We start from the raw sequence: 15,462 nt of genomic DNA, 5'->3' as shown, positions 1-15,462 counted from the left end.
AAAAGTACCAAGGTAACGATATGATCGTCACTGTTGATGTTGATAAAATATATCCTAACGGCTGTCATGCATTAAAAAAAGTAACAACCAATATTCAACGTGGCGAAGTTGTTGTGATTATTGGACCTTCTGGCTCTGGTAAATCCACTTATTTACGTACTTTAAATCAATTAGAAACTATCTCGAGTGGTGAAATTACGGTTGATGGCGTAAAAATGTATGCTCAAGATACTAATATTAATAAGTTGAGAGAAAATATTGGAATGGTATTTCAATCATTTAACTTATTTCCACACCTTTCTGTTAAAGAAAATGTAATGTTGGCACCATTAAAAGTGGCTGGTCGTAGTAAAGATGAAGTCATTTCAGAAGCTGAAGTGTTGTTGACACGTGTAGGGCTTGCAGAAAAGATGGATATCTACCCAAGTCAACTTTCAGGTGGTCAGCAGCAACGAGTGGCCATCGCAAGAGCCTTGGCAATGAAACCGGATATGATGCTTTTTGATGAACCAACCTCAGCACTTGATCCGGAAATGGTGGGTGAAGTGTTGGATGTAATGAAGTCCTTAGCTGCAGATGGTATGACCATGGTCGTGGTTACTCATGAAATGGGGTTTGCTAACGAAGTTGCTGATCGTGTTTTATTTATGGAAGATGGCGTTTTATTAGTTGATGATATTCCTGAAAATATTTTTGGTAAGGTAACAAACCACGTAAGGTTACAAAAATTCTTGTCAAATATTCGATAAGTTTGTAACTATCATCGCATTTAAGATGGCGATGAATTTGGGCAAGGTTGTTTAGTGCCAGTATTAAAAACTGCTGAATTTAACAACCTATTAGTCTTTACTTCTCTACAAATCTACACCATCTAAGGCAACTTTCGAATCATATTAATTATAAATGTATATTTGTAAGTTTTCAGCCCTTGATGCTGGAGCAGATTTAGCTCCAGCGTCAAATTTTTTAAATAACACCAAGCTCTCTTAGGCGTTCCTTTAAGTATTGATCCGCAGTGTAATTATCCGAGAGAACAATTTCTGGTTTTGGATGAAGAAAAAGAGGTAATGAAATTCGAGACTTCGTTTTGTCTGCGCCATCAGGATTAATAACACGGTGGGTTGTTGACGGATAATATCCGCCTGATGCTTCCTGTAGCATATCGCCGATATTAACAATCAAGTTACCGAAATCAGATGGTACATCTAACCACTCACCTTCTATGGTTTTTACCTGTAGACCGGGCTCATTAGATGCAGGAAGAATAGTCAGTAAATTAATATCTTCATGGGCACCTGCTCTTATCGCACCCAGCTCTTCATCTCCTTTTAATGGAGGGTAATGGAGTATTCTCAACAATGTCTGTTGATTATCTTTAATCATATCTGGAAGCGGTTGTGTGAATAATTTTGAAACTTCAGTTGGTGAATTATCCTCTACCCAAGTCAATAACTCAGCAGCAAGGTTACCCGCTTGTTGGTAATAATTTTGAAGTTCAGTTTTTAATTGTGCAGGACATTGTCCCCAAGGATAATAATGAAAATATTCTTTAATATCTTTTTTTGTATTTCCTTTCGCCGTTTCAGAAACTTCAGCTGGGAAAAAACCGTCTTGAGTCTCAGCATTGAAATGAAAGTCCACTTTATCTTGAGAGTTAAAAAACTGCTGCCAATTGTCGTAAATAGACCTCACTATTTGTTGCTGGATAGGATGATTTTTTAATACACCAAACCCAGTATTGCGAAGGGATTCAACAAACAGTTGTTGCGCATTTTCAGCATTGTAATCTATGGCTTCAAGTTTCATATTTTTATCTTATGTTTTAAGTAGTAATTTCATATTTTAACAACACTTTAATAGGCGAATCTAGGTGCAAATAATATTCGTAAGTTTGAAGTATGCTGTAGAGCACAAAAGAAACATTAGAAAAAGCTTATTAAGCTCAATAGTAATAACCATCAAGGTTACCTTTCTATATCTACGCATCTCATCTTGGTACTTAAGGCGGTGAAAATTACAAAAAATGAAGAATATTTAATTAAAATGATGTTAATCGGATATTTTTTTATGGTTATGTTTACCAAAATCTCGAGATCAGTATTTTCTTATACGTTCTTATCAAAAAATCCGCTAAAATGAACGTTTTATCATTCTTTATTATTAAGGTCTCATTATGTCTTTAAGTGTTGTTATTCTTGCTGCTGGTAAAGGTACCCGCATGCGTTCGCTTTTACCTAAGGTATTACATAAAATTGCTGATAAGCCGATGGTGCAACATGTTATTGATACGGTAAAAGGCATTGGTTCTGAAAATATACACTTAATATATGGCCACGGTGGCGACATCATGCAAAAAAATATTGCTGATGATTGTTTAAATTGGATCGAACAAACTGAGCAATTAGGTACTGGCCATGCAATGCAAATGGCGCAGCCACACTTTAAAGCGGATGAAAAAATCTTAATCGTCTATGGTGATGTTCCTTTATTATCTGCGACTACATTAGAAAAATTAGTGACAGTGCAGCCTAAAGGCGGCATTGGTTTATTAACTATTGAGCTTGATGACCCAACAGGTTATGGCCGCATTGAGCGTACAAATGGTGAAGTGATTGGCATTGTTGAGCAAAAAGATTCAAATGGGACTCAATTAGCAATTAAAGAAGTAAACACAGGTATTTTAGTCGCAGATGCGAATGATTTAAATCGTTGGTTACCTGCTTTATCTAACGATAATGCTGCTGGCGAATATTACTTAACGGATATTATTGCAATGGCATATTCAGAAGGTGCTTCAATTCAAACTGTTCAACCTGAACATGCTTTTGAAGTAGAAGGTGTTAATAACCGTCTGCAACTTGCTAATTTAGAACGTGCTTTTCAACTTGAAAATGCTAACAAGTTATTACTTGATGGAGTAATGTTACGCGACCCAACTCGTTTTGACTTGCGTGGTGAACTAACCTGCGGGCAAGATGTTGATATTGATATCAATGTGATCATCGAAGGTAAAGTGAACTTGGGTTACGGCGTTAAGATTGGAGCTGGCTGTATCCTAAAAAATTGTAATATTGCAGATAATGCTGAGATTAAAGCAAATTCTATTATCGAAGGTGCAAGTATTGGCGAAAATGCCTCAATTGGTCCTTTTGCACGACTTCGTCCAGATACTGTAATTGCAAAAGAAGTGCATATTGGTAACTTTGTTGAAGTTAAAAAATCAACCTTAGGTGAGGGTACTAAATGCGGCCATTTAAGCTATATTGGCGATAGCCAAGTTGGCAGTGGCGTTAATATTGGTGCTGGTGTGATCACTTGTAATTATGATGGTGTTAATAAACACCTTACTGTTATTGGTAACGATGTTTTTGTGGGCAGTGATTGTCAGATTGTTGCTCCTGTTACCATTGGTAATGGCGCGACGACAGGTGCGGGTACAACAGTGGTAAGTGATGTTCCTGATAACGCATTATGTATTTCACGTACTAAACAGCGCAATATTGAAGGCTGGAAGCGTCCCGTTAAAAAGAAATAAGGCTTAGCTTAACTTAGCTTAGTGCTTTAACTAGTAAGCAAACTATTAGAGGTCGTTAACTTAGGTTAGCGGCCTTTTTTATTACCTTGCATAAGATGATTGATAAATTTCAGGTATAAAAAAAGGAGGCGTTAGCCTCCTTGATAAAATACTAAACCTTAATGGTTAGCACTTTTTAAGGTTTAGTGGACGTTTACATACTTGCACATTTCTTAAGTGTGAAAGTGTTTCTTCCGGCATACCTTTTGGTAATTCAATTGTAGAGTGATCATCGTTTAAACGAATATCACCAATGAAGCGACTATTGATATTTGCTTCATTTGCAATTGCACCAACGATGTTTTTAACTTGTACACCGTGCTCACGACCAACATCTAAACGGAACATTTCAAGTTCAACATCAGTAGGGCGTCCACGACCACGAGGTTTATCTTCGCTACGTGCGCGGTCATTGCGGTCAGGGCGATCACCACGAGGACGGTCACTACGTTCGTTACGGTCACGACGAGGACGATCACTACGTTCGTTACGATCATTGCTACGTGGTTCAACAAATTTTTCTTCAACAGGCTGTAATGGTTTTTCTTTTTGTGCCATGAATAATAACGCAGCAGCAAGATCTGTATCATCAATTTCAGTGTTGTTTACCATTTGCTCAAACAAAGTGCGGAAGAATGTTAGATCTTCACTTTCACATGTAGAGAATATTTGTTTTTGGAAGTTATCAATACGTGTTTGAGTTACTTCATCACGTGTTGGTAAGTCCATAATAGTAATTGGTTGACGAGTTGCACGTTCAATTGCTTGTAGTAAACGACGCTCACGCGGTGCAGCAAATAAGATTGCTTTACCAGTACGGCCAGCACGACCAGTACGACCGATACGGTGAACATAAGATTCAGTATCTGTTGGGATATCGTAGTTTACAACTAAGCTAATACGTTCTACGTCTAGGCCACGTGCAGCAACATCTGTTGCTACTAAGATGTCTAAGCCACCTGATTTAAGGCGAGCGATAGTACGTTCACGTGTTTGTTGATTCATATCACCGTTTAGTGCTGCACTGCGGTAACCACGTGCTTCTAAACGTTCTGCTAATTCAACTGTTGCTGTTTTAGTGCGAGCAAAGATGATAACACCATCAAAGTCTTCAGTTTCTAACATACGAGTTAAAGCGTCTAACTTATTAACACCACGTACGATCCAACATTTTTGTTCAATGTTTGAAACAGTAGATGTTTTAGCTTTAATCTTAACTTCTGTTGGGTTGTTCATGTAACGCTTAGTAATGCGTTTAATTTGATCAGGCATTGTTGCTGAGAAAAGCGCTGTTTGATGCTTTTCTGGCATTTCTTTCATGATCGTTTCAACATCATCAATGAAGCCCATGCGTAACATTTCATCAGCTTCATCAAGTACTAATGTTTTTAGGTTTGATAAGTCTAATGTTTTACGTTTCAAGTGATCCATGATACGACCAGGCGTACCAACAACGACGTGTGGACCACGAGTTAATTGCTTGAACTGTATATTGTAGCTTTGACCGCCGTAAATAGGCATAACGTGGAAGCCGCGCATGTGGCGAGAATAAGATTGAAATGCTTCTGCAACTTGAATTGCAAGCTCACGTGTTGGCGCTAGTACCAATACTTGAGGATGGTTTTTGCTAATATCAATGTTTGCTAATAAAGGCAGTGCAAATGCACCTGTTTTACCAGTACCTGTTTGAGCAAGACCTAATACGTCTTCACCATTTAATAGGTGTGGGATACATTGTGCTTGGATAGGAGATGGTGTTTCGTAACCCATTTCTGAAACAACTTTAACAAGCGCTTCTGGTAAGTTTAAATCTTTAAATGTTGGTCCTGTTACTTCTTCTACTTGTTGGTTTTCTGACTCTGACATAGTGGCCTCATGAGTTTATAAAATTCTGCACATTACTCGAATGTACGTTAAATTCAGCCTATTCCTACATCAGCCTAACAAGTTAGAAGCTGTAAAACGTGTCCATTAATTTTCGCGAAATCAATCGCGTAGTAGGTTTACTCTGAATATTCTGCTTCGCTTTAGATGGATCCTTCTGCGAGGGAGGCGCATTCTACTGTATTTGTTTATAAAATGCCCGCTTTATTTTGACAAACTGCACGTTTTTTATAAATTAATCGCTATCAACCATGGGAAATCCGATAATTGACTTGTGGTTTCTATTTTTAGATGGTTGCTTGATTTTTATTTCATTTAATTTCCTTTTATTACTTAATGTCGTTGTTTGCAGTGATAAACTGCTGTTTTCCATATATCCCTCACAGAGATTGTCTTTCAAGGAGTCACAGTGGCATTGCACACCCATAAATTGTCGGTATTACAAGGTGTTGGTTTATTAGTTTCTGCTTTATTAGGAGCTGGTGTTTTTATTATTCCTGCTATTGCAGCGCAAGTGGCGGGCAGTTGGTCACTATTAGCTTGGACGTTAATGGGAATTTTAATTGTGCCTATCGTTTTTACCTTTGCACAATTAGGTAAAATTTATCCTCATGCTGGCGGTACTGCTTATTATGTGCAGCAAGCATTTGGCGAGCGCAGTGGACGATTGGTCAGTTGGTTATTTATTTGGGTAGTGGCATTGGGGTCGCCTGTTATCGCCATGACAGCTGCCAACTTTTTACAAAATGCATTAATAGAATGGCAGTTACTTGCGACAGGCGCGGATCATCGATTGTTGATTGCTATCACTATGCTGTTGTTAGTTTTAATTATTAATCTACTAGGGCTAAAAACAGCGGCTGTGATCCAATCTGCATTGAGTGCTCTCATTGTCGGGACCTTGTTGTTTGCTTCCATTGATACCCAGCGAGATCCATCTTTAGTATTGCCTATTACTGAGTTTCACTTCGATAAGGTTGCGTTAGCGGCGACTTTTATTCTTTGGTGTTTTTTAGGTATTGAAGCGATTACGCATATTGCCGATGACTTTGAGCAGCCAGAACGAGACTTTCCTCTGACAATTTTCATCGGGATCACTATTACCTTAGTGGTTTACGGGTTAATTAGTATCAGCTTATTAAAGACAGGCTTTTATGGCGATCAGGAGAGGAATCTTAATTCAGTGGTGCATTTAGTTGAGTCTAGTTTAGGCCGTAAAGGTTATGTATTAGTAAATCTAGTAGGGTTTTGTACCTGCTTTATTTCAGTAAGCTTATACTTTGTTGGATTTTCTCGTTTATTACAAAGCATGGGGAATCAACAACAAATTCACCTTAACTTCACCCGCTTAAATCAACATCATGTTGCTTATTGGGGACTCTCTTTTGCGGTTATGCTTTGTTTTGTGATGCTATTAATCAGTAACTTTATTGATTTGCCCATTGATAATTTAATTGCTTATGCGAATGGATTATTTATTCTAATTTATCTTTCAGCTGGCATCGCGGGGATTCAATTACTGCCGGGTAAAGGTCGCTGGATAGCGGTTATCGCAAGTGCTACGTGTTTACTATTGTTTTTGAGTTTGGGTAAGGAAATGTTATTCGCACTGTTATTAATAACAATATTAGGAGGGTATTATGCGGTTATCTATCCTTCAAACAACCGCATTAAAACAAGTTAAACGTTACTTATAGAAAGAGTGATCGCCTTGAGCATGCTCAGTAACATCGCGTACTGCGTTTAGCTCTCCTGAGAACTCTTCAAGTAATTCTTTCTCGATCCCTTCTTTTAAGGTCAAGTCTACTTGTGAGCAACCATTACAGCCACCGCCAAATTCAATCACAGCAACGTTATCATCAGTGATTTCGATTAGTTTAATAAATCCACCGTGGCTTGCTAGTTGAGGATTTATTTGTACTTGAATAACGTATTCAACGCGTTCTAGTAGTGGAGCGTCATCTTTCACTTTACGCATTTTTGCGTTTGGTGCTTTCAGTGTTAGTTGTGTGCCTGCATCTTCTTCAACTAGGTCAACAAATGCATCTTCTAGGTAAGGTAAGCTAACTTCATCAACTAATGCATCAAAACCTTCAAAACTTAAACGTGTATCGCTAGCTTCAACTGCTTCCGGTGGGCAGTAAGATACACCACATTCTGCTTTAGGTGTGCCTGGGTTGATAACAAACACTCGGATGTTAGTGCCTTCTTTTTGTGGCGCTAGTAATTTTGCAAAATGTGCTTGTGCAACTGGAGTAATTTCGATCATGTTCAACCTTTATGCTTGAGTAATTTACTAGGACATTATAGCGAGATTTGAATGCAATAATAAAGCAAAGAGTGAAATTGCAACAAATAATAAAATTTAGGATCAAATAAAAGCTACTTATAGAACCGTGATTCTTCTTTTTACGCATTGATATTTAAAGGAATTTATCTTAAACGTCAATGATGCATAAAAGATTTAACGTTATTGTGGTTTTTTAGTCATTGATAGTTAAAGTTACTTAGTAAATATTAGAGCTACTTAGTTAATATTGCAGTTACTTAGTCATATTAAAGCTTCTTAGCCTAATTCAGTACGGCAAATACACCAAACATCAATTGTCTTAACTTTAGCTGTTGATAAGCATTGGCATAGGCTATTAATAGTTGCACCCGTAGTGACAACATCATCAATAAGTACAATATTTTTCCCCTGTAAACTTATCTCTGCGTCTTTACTTAATGAAAATGCGTGATTTAAATTTTGTAAACGCTGTGCTCTTGATAATCCTTCCTGTGCTGTGGTTAATTTATTTCTAATAATAAATGGCTGATTAACGTGTGGTTCGTACAGTGTAAGTACGGGCAAGTGCTTGACTAAAGAATCCTTAATTAATTGTGCTTGATTAAAACCTCGGCTTCTGTGTTTTTTGGTGTGTAGTGGTACTGCGATAATATAATCGATTTCTTGTAATTGTTGCTGGCTATAACGGTTTTTTATTGAATGAGCGAGCAATAAACCGAGTAAATCTGCATATAATATTTGACCATTATATTTTAATTGTTTTATTAAAACGGGAAAGGGTGTTTGATAGCTTGCTATCGCATGTAGTTGACGAAAACTAAAAGGATGTTGTAAGCATTCTCCACAATATGCTTGTGAGCTTGTTAATCCACAACCACAATGTAAACAACAAGGCCTATCTGTTAAGATTGAATCATAACAACACTGACAAATAAGAGACTGCTTACTAGGTAAGTGGCACAATAAACAATGGCTTGGTAAACAAGCTTCAAGTAATGTTTGGCAGTGTTGATTAATCGCATTCAGAAAATTTTTCAAATCAAACCCTATTATTAAATGAGGTTACGGTGAGTATAGAACAGCAAAGTAATAAGCAAGGTGATGAGTCGACTAATCTACAAATAAGTATTCCTGAAGGTCGTCAGCCTCAACATCAGGTTGCTTATCAATCAATGGGTACAGGGAAAAATTTAGTGTTAGTGCATGGCTGGGGAGTAAATAGTGCTATCTGGCAACTTGTAGCTGAACAACTAAGTCAACATTATTGCGTGCATCTAGTTGATCTCCCAGGATTTGGTAAAGAACCTGAAATTTCAGATTATTCTTTGGCCAATATCGCAGACTTAATTTTGAAAAAATTACCCGATAATGCCATTTGGTGTGGATGGTCGCTAGGAGGGCTGATTGCAACCTATGTCGCACGTCATCATCCTGAACGCGTTGAAAAATTAATTCAGGTGTGTGCTGCGATAAAATTTGTAGAACAAGGCCAGTGGTTAGGTGTAAAAAAAGTGGTTTTTGAGCGATTTAAAACAGGAGTCATTACACAGCCTGAAAAAACATTAAATCGATTTTTATCCTTGCAGGCAATGGGGAGTGTGACGGTAAAAAATGATATTGCTATTATTAAAGGTTTATTAGCAGAACAGCCACAACCAAAGCAAAATGCGTTGATTGCAGGTTTGGATTTATTAAGTAATGTTGATTTACGAGAATCATTTAGTCAATTAACTATGCCATGTTTAAGTTTATTTGGACGCTTGGATAGTTTGGTGCCTATTGCGAATATGCCTGAGTTGATTAAATTATATCCTGCTAATCAGCAGGTTATATTTGAACATTCTTCACATGCTCCATTTATAAGTGAATCTGTTCATTTTCAGCGTGTCGTGATCGACTTTATTGAAGGATAACTATTCATGTTAAGCTTTATCTTTGCTTAAAAAGTAGCCATAATGGAGTTGTAATCATTGCTTAGGAGTTATTTATGGAAATAAATTCAGCGTTTTCTTCAGGTCTGTATGGCTTGAATCAAGCATCACAGCAAATAACTGAATCCAGTGAAAAGATTGCTAATCAACCCGTGAATTCTGAAAATACAGAAAATAGCAGTTATGACTCACAACCAGTGACAGCAGAATTGATCAATATGAAGCTAGCGGAAATTCAAGCACAAGCTTCTGCAAAAGTGATCACAACAGCTGATGAGATGGTTGGTTCACTGATTGATGTGTCTGTCTAACTTTAACCCTCATGGTTAATGTAAATGTTCAACTCCCACCTATTGTCGCGGCTCCTTTTCCGCAAGCCGCGGAAACACTTCATCGTCAAAATCAATTACAAACAGCTATTCCAAAAACCGAGGAAACGCATGCTTACGCTAAAATGCGATCTCAGCAAGAACGAGAACAGGTCGCTCATCAGTCTGGGCAAATTCTTCAAAAGGATAATCCTGAGTCAAAACAACAAAGACATTCAAGTGGCTTCAATCAAAGACGTGATTTTTTCTTTTCCAGCAAATTAAAACTTTCACATCGCGAGATGGATAAAGTTTCTGTGCAATTAAAGGGGATCTCCGATTACAAGCAAGTAGTCTCAGTGATTCAAGCAAAATATAACGATGCAGTTTCACCTATACCTGAACCGACCGTTAATTATGATATCTAGCTGTTTAGATTATTTATTGGCAAATCATCTTTAAGGCATTGTCTAGAGTTACTTTGTTATTAGGTTTTGCAGGTGAATTGTTTTTAAAGGGGTGTTTCTGACAATTATTAAAGAGGAAAATTAGCTATAAAAAAGGCCACAAATCCATGTAGCCTAGCTTACTGTTAGTCCTTTTTTAAATAGTCTATTTAACGACTATTTAAAAAATAACAAGCTATCAAGTAACTCGCTATTTAATAAGGTTCTATTTAGTGAGAATGTCCACAGCCTTCAGCTGAATGAATATGCCCATGTGACATCTCTTCATCAGTCGCAGCACGAACAGAAATAACTTCACCAACAAATTGTAATGCCATACCTGCTAGAGGATGATTTGCATCAATGCTAACATTTTCTTCAGTTACGCCAGTGACTTCTACAGTACGAGGACCTTGCTCCGTTTCTGCTTGAAATGACATACCGACTTCAATTTCATCAACGCCTTCAAATAAAGTACGAGGTACTTCTTGAACTAACTCTTCTTGGAAAGGGCCGTAAGCTTCTTCAGCTTCTAATTTTACATCAAATTTGTAACCCGCTTCTTTACCTTCTAATTCTTTCTCTAAACCAGGTACTAAATATTGTGCACCTTGAATAAATTCAAGTGGGCTACCGTTTTCTGTACTATCAAGTGCATTACCGTCAACTTCTGCAACACCAAAGTGGATTGCTACTACTGAATTTTTTTCAATTTTCATTGTTATTTCTCTCTATTCTTTATCGGGTTCAGAGGGATCAAAAACACCAATTATTTGTTCAAATTGACGTGTTGCTGATTTAGCCTGATTAGGCGTTTGTGTTTGTGTGTAACCACAAGCGACGCAGGTTAAAGTCTCAACTGCATTTTCCAGTGTCAAAGCAATACTGTCAATAGTCTTACATTGTGGGCATTCAGCTCCAGCGATGAAGCGTTTTTTATTTTTAGATACAGGCATATACAAATCACAAATGACAAAAGTACGTAATGATAAACAAATTAGCACTCATTTTCAGTAGTTATGGCTCAACTTTGTAAAGTTCGTTATTATCTTGCTCTAATTTACCTGATTTACATTGAGACTCTGAATTTATGATTGTTGCAACTAATATCGAATTTATCCGAGGTGGAAAAGCCTTACTTGAAAATGCCAGTGCAACCATCAATCCAAAACAAAAAGTAGGTTTAGTTGGTGCCAATGGCTGTGGTAAATCTAGTTTTTTCACTTTATTAAAGCAAGAGCACCAAGTTGATGCCGGCGAATTAACTATTCCTCAACATTGGCGACTAGCGAGTGTTGCTCAAGAAACGCCTGCTTTAGATACTAATGCCTTGCAATATGTAATCGATGGCGACCATCAATTTCGTGCTTTGCAAGCAAAATTAAAACAGGCAGAGGCTGATGATAACGGTACTAAAATCGCTGAAATGCATATTTTATTAGATAATGCTGGCGGTTATACCATTGAATCTCGTGCTGCTGAGTTATTAGCAGGGTTAGGATTTAGTGAACAAGCTCAAGGTCGGCCGGTAAGTGACTTTTCTGGTGGTTGGCGCATGCGTTTAAATTTAGCACAAGCGTTGCTTTGCCCATCCGATTTATTGTTGCTCGATGAACCAACCAATCACCTTGATTTAGATGCGGTGATTTGGCTTGAAAAATGGTTACATCAATATCAAGGAACATTAATCCTTATTTCTCATGACCGAGACTTTATTGATAGTATCGTCGATAAAATTATTCATATAGAACAGAATAAATTATTTGAATATACCGGTAACTACACTAGCTTTGAGCGCCAGCGTGCTGATAAATTGATGCAGCAACAATCTTCCTACGAAAAACAACAAGCGCAAATGGATCATATGCAAAGTTATATTGATCGTTTTCGCTATAAAGCCAATAAAGCCAAACAAGCACAAAGCCGTATTAAAGCGCTCGAAAAAATGGAAACGTTATTACCTGCACATCTTGATAGCCAATTTAGTTTTTCATTTCGAGAGCCTGAAGCTTTACCCATGCCATTACTTACACTGGAAAAAGTGAGTGCAGGTTACGAAGATCTATTAATTCTTGATGAAATAAAATTAAACCTAGTCCCTGGTAGCCGTATTGGCTTGTTAGGTCGCAACGGTGCGGGTAAATCGACACTCGTTAAATTACTTTCCAATCAACTTCAACCTAAATCAGGCAAGATTGAAATCAATACCAATGCAAAGATTGGTTACTTTGCACAGCATCAATTAGAGTTTTTACATCTAGACGAAAGCCCAATGCAACATTTAATGCGTTTGGCACCAGATGAGAAAGAGCTGCCATTACGTAACTTCTTAGGTAGCTTTGGTTTTCAAGGTGACAAAGCTTTTGATATTGTCGCTCCGTTTTCTGGTGGAGAAAAAGCACGTTTAGTTTTAGCATTATTAGTTTGGCAAAAACCTAACTTATTATTACTTGATGAACCAACCAATCACTTAGACTTAGAAATGCGGCATGCACTGACGGTTGCACTACAAGCATTTGAAGGTGCCATGGTTGTTGTATCACATGACAGACATTTATTACGTACTACTATTGATGATCTGTATTTAGTACACGATAAAAAAGTGGAGCCATTTTCTGGTGACCTAGATGATTACCATCAATGGTTATCAGATCAACAGCGTATTGAAAAACAAGCATCTCAAAGCGAAGATAAAATCGTGTCGGTGAGTGCTAATCGTAAAGATCAAAAAAGATTAGAAGCTGAATTTCGTAAAAAACTAACGCCTTTTAAAAAGCAGCTAACCAGCGCTGAAAAGCAAATGGATATTCATTCTGCTCGTGTGGCCGAGATTGAAGAACAGTTAAGTGATAGTTCGCTTTATGATCAAGAGAATAAAAAGAAATTAACTGAGCTATTAAAAGAACAAGGCGAAGTAAAAGAGCAGTTGGAAGAAGCTGAAATGTTATGGATGGATGCGCAAGAACAGATAGAAACACTGCAATCAGAATTGGAAACTTGAATTTTAGGTGCAGCTTCGCCATACTCTCTGCGCAATGATTCACCAGTAAATGAAATAAAAAAGGGATTAAAATGAGTTTTGAAGCAAATGAATATTTCGATGGTAACGTTAAATCAATCGCATTCCAAAGCGAAACATTACCTGCAACAGTAGGCGTAATGGAAGTTGGTGAATACACATTTGGTACTAGTGCGTATGAATACATGACAGTAGTAAGTGGTAGCCTAACAGTTCGTTTAGTAGATACAACTGAATGGAAAACTTATAAAGCAGGTGAAACATTTGAAGTCGAAGCAAATTCAAGCTTTGATGTTAAAGTTGTTGTACAAACTGCTTACCTTTGCTTATATAAAGCATAATATTTAACATATTGTTAATATATGAAAATCATAAAGGGGCTTAGGCTCCTTTTTACTAACCAATAACCTTCCTCGTTTTTATTCACTTTTTCTTTTTTGAATAGAAATAATCAATGCCACACAGTTAACAAAAAATCATATACCTCTTATCTATTGAATATTAAGTCTTAATATTTTCCAAGAAGATCACAATTAATAATACAATAATATTATAAGTTGCCTTTCAAGTTTTTTTGTTGATATTAATAGAGTAGGCATTCTCATGAAAAAAATATATTTAAGTGCGCTTGTGGCAAGTTTGTTAGTTGGTTGTGCGAGTAACGCTACTAATGAAGTAAATGAAGGCGATTATGTAACAGGACAAGTTGCTAATGCAACAACGCCTTTACCCCCATCTGCTAATACAACAGCATTAATTACTAAACTAGATCCTAACAAAGCACCATCTCAAAATTTTGACCTTACAAAATGGAAAATTAATATTCCAATGGAAGATGACAAACCTGGGCGTGAAGGTAAAGTCATGGAAATTTCTGCCCAAAAACTAGGAAGCACTACCAATCCTTATACTCATTCTGATTGGTTTTATACAGATGCAAGAACGGGAGCGATGGTCTTTGCTACTCCGAACAAAGCAATGACAACGCCAAACAGCAAAAATGCGCGTAGTGAATTACGTGCTATGTTAGCCAAGTCATATAAAGATCCAAAAAACAATTTTGCAATCGCCGTTAACCCCGATGCAGCAGAGTATGGTTCGGTCGGTGGAGAGTTATCTGCAACATTATCAGTAGATTGGGTAAGTACTAGCGGTAACGCATATAAAAACGGTGCTTTCTCTACTGTCATAGGCCAAATTCATGGTTCAAAAAATGAACCTTTAAAAATCGTATACCGTAAATTACCCGGTCATGAATACGGTTCACTGTATTGGCGTTATGAAATAAATGCGACTGGTGATAATTATTCAAAACGTAAAGATATTTATCATAACGTGTTTGGTGCTTATGATTTACGTGATGGCTCAACTGAACCAATGGATGGGATTAAGTTAGGTGAAGTGTTTTCATATAATGTAAATGTAAAAAATAGCATTATGCATTTAACCTTTGTTAAAAATATCGGAGAACAAAGCGAAGAAGTTAAAACAGCAGAAATAGATTTGTCGAAACCACATTATCGAGGTGAGGAATACGATGAAGGTTATGCAAATGATTGGATGTACTTTAAAGCAGGTAATTATAACCAATGTAATGTTGGATCATCTGAATGTACTAACAATGGAATTGCAGCTGGTGATTATGCAAAAGTAAGTTTTTACCAATTAACATTAGATCAATAAGCTAACTTAATAGACATTAAAGTCTTTCATATAAGTGAAAGACCTTAAATTATGACTTTAACTATTATTAAAATAGTTAAAAATGGACTATTTGTACTTATATCAGTGCTTATAGATAATAAAATTTAGATATTAAGTGCAACTTAATACAATTAACTTTTCCTTTTTAGTCCTGAATTATCACTATTTTGCATGAAAAACACGCTCTTTGTTGTTTAATTAGTCACTCAGTCACTTTATTGCAAATAATCATAATAAAACGCTTGCTTACCTTTTCAAGATCCCTATAATGCGCATCCACAGACACGGGACGGAACGCAAGTTACC

General features: G+C 37.0%; 15 protein-coding genes. 9 read left to right on the top strand and 6 right to left on the bottom strand.

Translation table 11 applies throughout. The annotated features are described in order from the left end of the window. Positions 1 to 20: 20 nt before the first annotated feature. Positions 21 to 749, top strand: coding sequence for an amino acid ABC transporter ATP-binding protein (locus tag MT391_RS17945; RefSeq protein ID WP_499499362.1), 729 nt, complete (start codon positions 21 to 23; stop codon positions 747 to 749). A 217-nt stretch (positions 750 to 966) separates the two neighbouring features. Here the strand turns inward: MT391_RS17945 and MT391_RS17940 are convergent, their stop codons facing one another. Beyond that, a complete protein-coding gene (locus MT391_RS17940) occupies positions 967 to 1,806 on the bottom strand; it encodes a 2OG-Fe(II) oxygenase family protein (protein ID WP_499499335.1) in 840 nt (279 codons plus the stop codon). A gap of 367 nt (positions 1,807 to 2,173) precedes the next feature. On the opposite strand from MT391_RS17940, the gene glmU reads away from it, so the two are divergent. Then, entirely contained in the window at positions 2,174 to 3,535 is a 1,362-nt protein-coding gene (gene glmU, locus MT391_RS17935; RefSeq protein WP_499499333.1) for a bifunctional UDP-N-acetylglucosamine diphosphorylase/glucosamine-1-phosphate N-acetyltransferase GlmU, read from the top strand. 165 nt (positions 3,536 to 3,700) lie between these two features. Here the strand turns inward: glmU and MT391_RS17930 are convergent, their stop codons facing one another. Next, entirely contained in the window at positions 3,701 to 5,440 is a 1,740-nt protein-coding gene (locus MT391_RS17930) for a DEAD/DEAH box helicase (protein WP_499499331.1), read from the bottom strand. 427 nt (positions 5,441 to 5,867) lie between these two features. On the opposite strand from MT391_RS17930, the gene yjeH reads away from it, so the two are divergent. Continuing rightward, positions 5,868 to 7,142 carry an L-methionine/branched-chain amino acid transporter gene (yjeH, locus tag MT391_RS17925; RefSeq protein WP_499499330.1) on the top strand — a complete coding sequence of 425 codons (1,275 nt, stop codon included), beginning with the start codon at positions 5,868 to 5,870 and terminating at the stop codon, positions 7,140 to 7,142. A 3-nt stretch (positions 7,143 to 7,145) separates the two neighbouring features. Here yjeH and nfuA read toward each other — a convergent pair whose 3' ends face one another. Both nfuA and MT391_RS17915 read right to left on the bottom strand, forming a co-directional pair. Beyond that, the gene (nfuA, locus tag MT391_RS17920; protein ID WP_499441644.1) at positions 7,146 to 7,733 is read right to left on the bottom strand and encodes a Fe-S biogenesis protein NfuA; all 588 of its coding nucleotides are present in this window, start codon (positions 7,731 to 7,733) and stop codon (positions 7,146 to 7,148) included. A 291-nt stretch (positions 7,734 to 8,024) separates the two neighbouring features. Continuing rightward, complete coding sequence (locus MT391_RS17915) at positions 8,025 to 8,786, bottom strand: ComF family protein (RefSeq protein ID WP_499499329.1); 762 nt, start codon at positions 8,784 to 8,786, stop codon at positions 8,025 to 8,027. A 29-nt stretch (positions 8,787 to 8,815) separates the two neighbouring features. Here MT391_RS17915 and bioH point away from each other — a divergent pair, with 29 nt between their 5' ends. The 3 genes from bioH to MT391_RS17900 all read left to right on the top strand — a co-directional run bounded on the left by bioH (position 8,816) and on the right by MT391_RS17900 (position 10,415). Further along, complete coding sequence (gene bioH / locus MT391_RS17910) at positions 8,816 to 9,661, top strand: pimeloyl-ACP methyl ester esterase BioH (protein WP_499499327.1); 846 nt, start codon at positions 8,816 to 8,818, stop codon at positions 9,659 to 9,661. 74 nt (positions 9,662 to 9,735) lie between these two features. Then, on the top strand, positions 9,736 to 9,990 hold the full coding sequence (locus MT391_RS17905) for a flagellar biosynthesis protein FlgE (protein ID WP_166372137.1): 255 nt from the start codon (positions 9,736 to 9,738) through the stop codon (positions 9,988 to 9,990). Positions 9,991 to 10,001: 11 nt separating this feature from the next. Further along, positions 10,002 to 10,415 carry a hypothetical protein gene (locus tag MT391_RS17900; RefSeq protein WP_166372138.1) on the top strand — a complete coding sequence of 138 codons (414 nt, stop codon included), beginning with the start codon at positions 10,002 to 10,004 and terminating at the stop codon, positions 10,413 to 10,415. A gap of 248 nt (positions 10,416 to 10,663) precedes the next feature. Here MT391_RS17900 and MT391_RS17895 read toward each other — a convergent pair whose 3' ends face one another. Together MT391_RS17895 and MT391_RS17890 are read right to left on the bottom strand one after the other, a co-directional pair. Then, complete coding sequence (locus MT391_RS17895; protein ID WP_499499325.1) at positions 10,664 to 11,152, bottom strand: FKBP-type peptidyl-prolyl cis-trans isomerase; 489 nt, start codon at positions 11,150 to 11,152, stop codon at positions 10,664 to 10,666. A gap of 12 nt (positions 11,153 to 11,164) precedes the next feature. Continuing rightward, positions 11,165 to 11,389, bottom strand: coding sequence for a YheV family putative zinc ribbon protein (locus tag MT391_RS17890; protein ID WP_166372140.1), 225 nt, complete (start codon positions 11,387 to 11,389; stop codon positions 11,165 to 11,167). 134 nt (positions 11,390 to 11,523) lie between these two features. On the opposite strand from MT391_RS17890, the gene MT391_RS17885 reads away from it, so the two are divergent. The 3 genes from MT391_RS17885 to MT391_RS17875 all read left to right on the top strand — a co-directional run bounded on the left by MT391_RS17885 (position 11,524) and on the right by MT391_RS17875 (position 15,135). Then, on the top strand, positions 11,524 to 13,434 hold the full coding sequence (locus tag MT391_RS17885; protein WP_499499323.1) for an ABC transporter ATP-binding protein: 1,911 nt from the start codon (positions 11,524 to 11,526) through the stop codon (positions 13,432 to 13,434). 71 nt (positions 13,435 to 13,505) lie between these two features. Beyond that, positions 13,506 to 13,793 (top strand): pyrimidine/purine nucleoside phosphorylase, encoded by a 288-nt coding sequence (gene ppnP, locus MT391_RS17880; protein WP_113819433.1) that lies wholly within the window; start codon positions 13,506 to 13,508, stop codon positions 13,791 to 13,793. Between the two features lie 262 nt (positions 13,794 to 14,055). Further along, positions 14,056 to 15,135, top strand: coding sequence for a polysaccharide lyase family 7 protein (locus MT391_RS17875; RefSeq protein WP_499499322.1), 1,080 nt, complete (start codon positions 14,056 to 14,058; stop codon positions 15,133 to 15,135). Positions 15,136 to 15,462: the final 327 nt, after the last annotated feature.

It is taken from the genome of Vibrio sp. 1-Bac 57, from assembly GCF_037546855.1.
In the GTDB taxonomy this organism is placed as follows: Bacteria; Pseudomonadota; Gammaproteobacteria; order Enterobacterales; family Psychromonadaceae; genus Psychromonas.
Note: the sequence above shows the minus strand (reverse complement) of the source record. Positions and strands in the feature narration are given on the sequence as shown.

Bases quoted from the DNA above. Each gene is read 5' to 3' on its own strand.
- MT391_RS17945 (WP_499499362.1), top strand. From the start codon at position 21: ATGATCGTCACTGTTGATGTTGATAAAATATATCCTAACGGCTGTCAT.
- MT391_RS17900 (WP_166372138.1), top strand. From the start codon at position 10,002: ATGGTTAATGTAAATGTTCAACTCCCACCTATTGTCGCGGCTCCTTTT.
- glmU (WP_499499333.1), top strand. From the start codon at position 2,174: ATGTCTTTAAGTGTTGTTATTCTTGCTGCTGGTAAAGGTACCCGCATG.
- MT391_RS17940 (WP_499499335.1), bottom strand. From the start codon at position 1,806: ATGAAACTTGAAGCCATAGATTACAATGCTGAAAATGCGCAACAACTG.
- MT391_RS17885 (WP_499499323.1), top strand. From the start codon at position 11,524: ATGATTGTTGCAACTAATATCGAATTTATCCGAGGTGGAAAAGCCTTA.
- ppnP (WP_113819433.1), top strand. From the start codon at position 13,506: ATGAGTTTTGAAGCAAATGAATATTTCGATGGTAACGTTAAATCAATC.
- MT391_RS17930 (WP_499499331.1), bottom strand. From the start codon at position 5,440: ATGTCAGAGTCAGAAAACCAACAAGTAGAAGAAGTAACAGGACCAACA.
- MT391_RS17890 (WP_166372140.1), bottom strand. From the start codon at position 11,389: ATGCCTGTATCTAAAAATAAAAAACGCTTCATCGCTGGAGCTGAATGC.
- MT391_RS17895 (WP_499499325.1), bottom strand. From the start codon at position 11,152: ATGAAAATTGAAAAAAATTCAGTAGTAGCAATCCACTTTGGTGTTGCA.
- MT391_RS17905 (WP_166372137.1), top strand. From the start codon at position 9,736: ATGGAAATAAATTCAGCGTTTTCTTCAGGTCTGTATGGCTTGAATCAA.
- MT391_RS17875 (WP_499499322.1), top strand. From the start codon at position 14,056: ATGAAAAAAATATATTTAAGTGCGCTTGTGGCAAGTTTGTTAGTTGGT.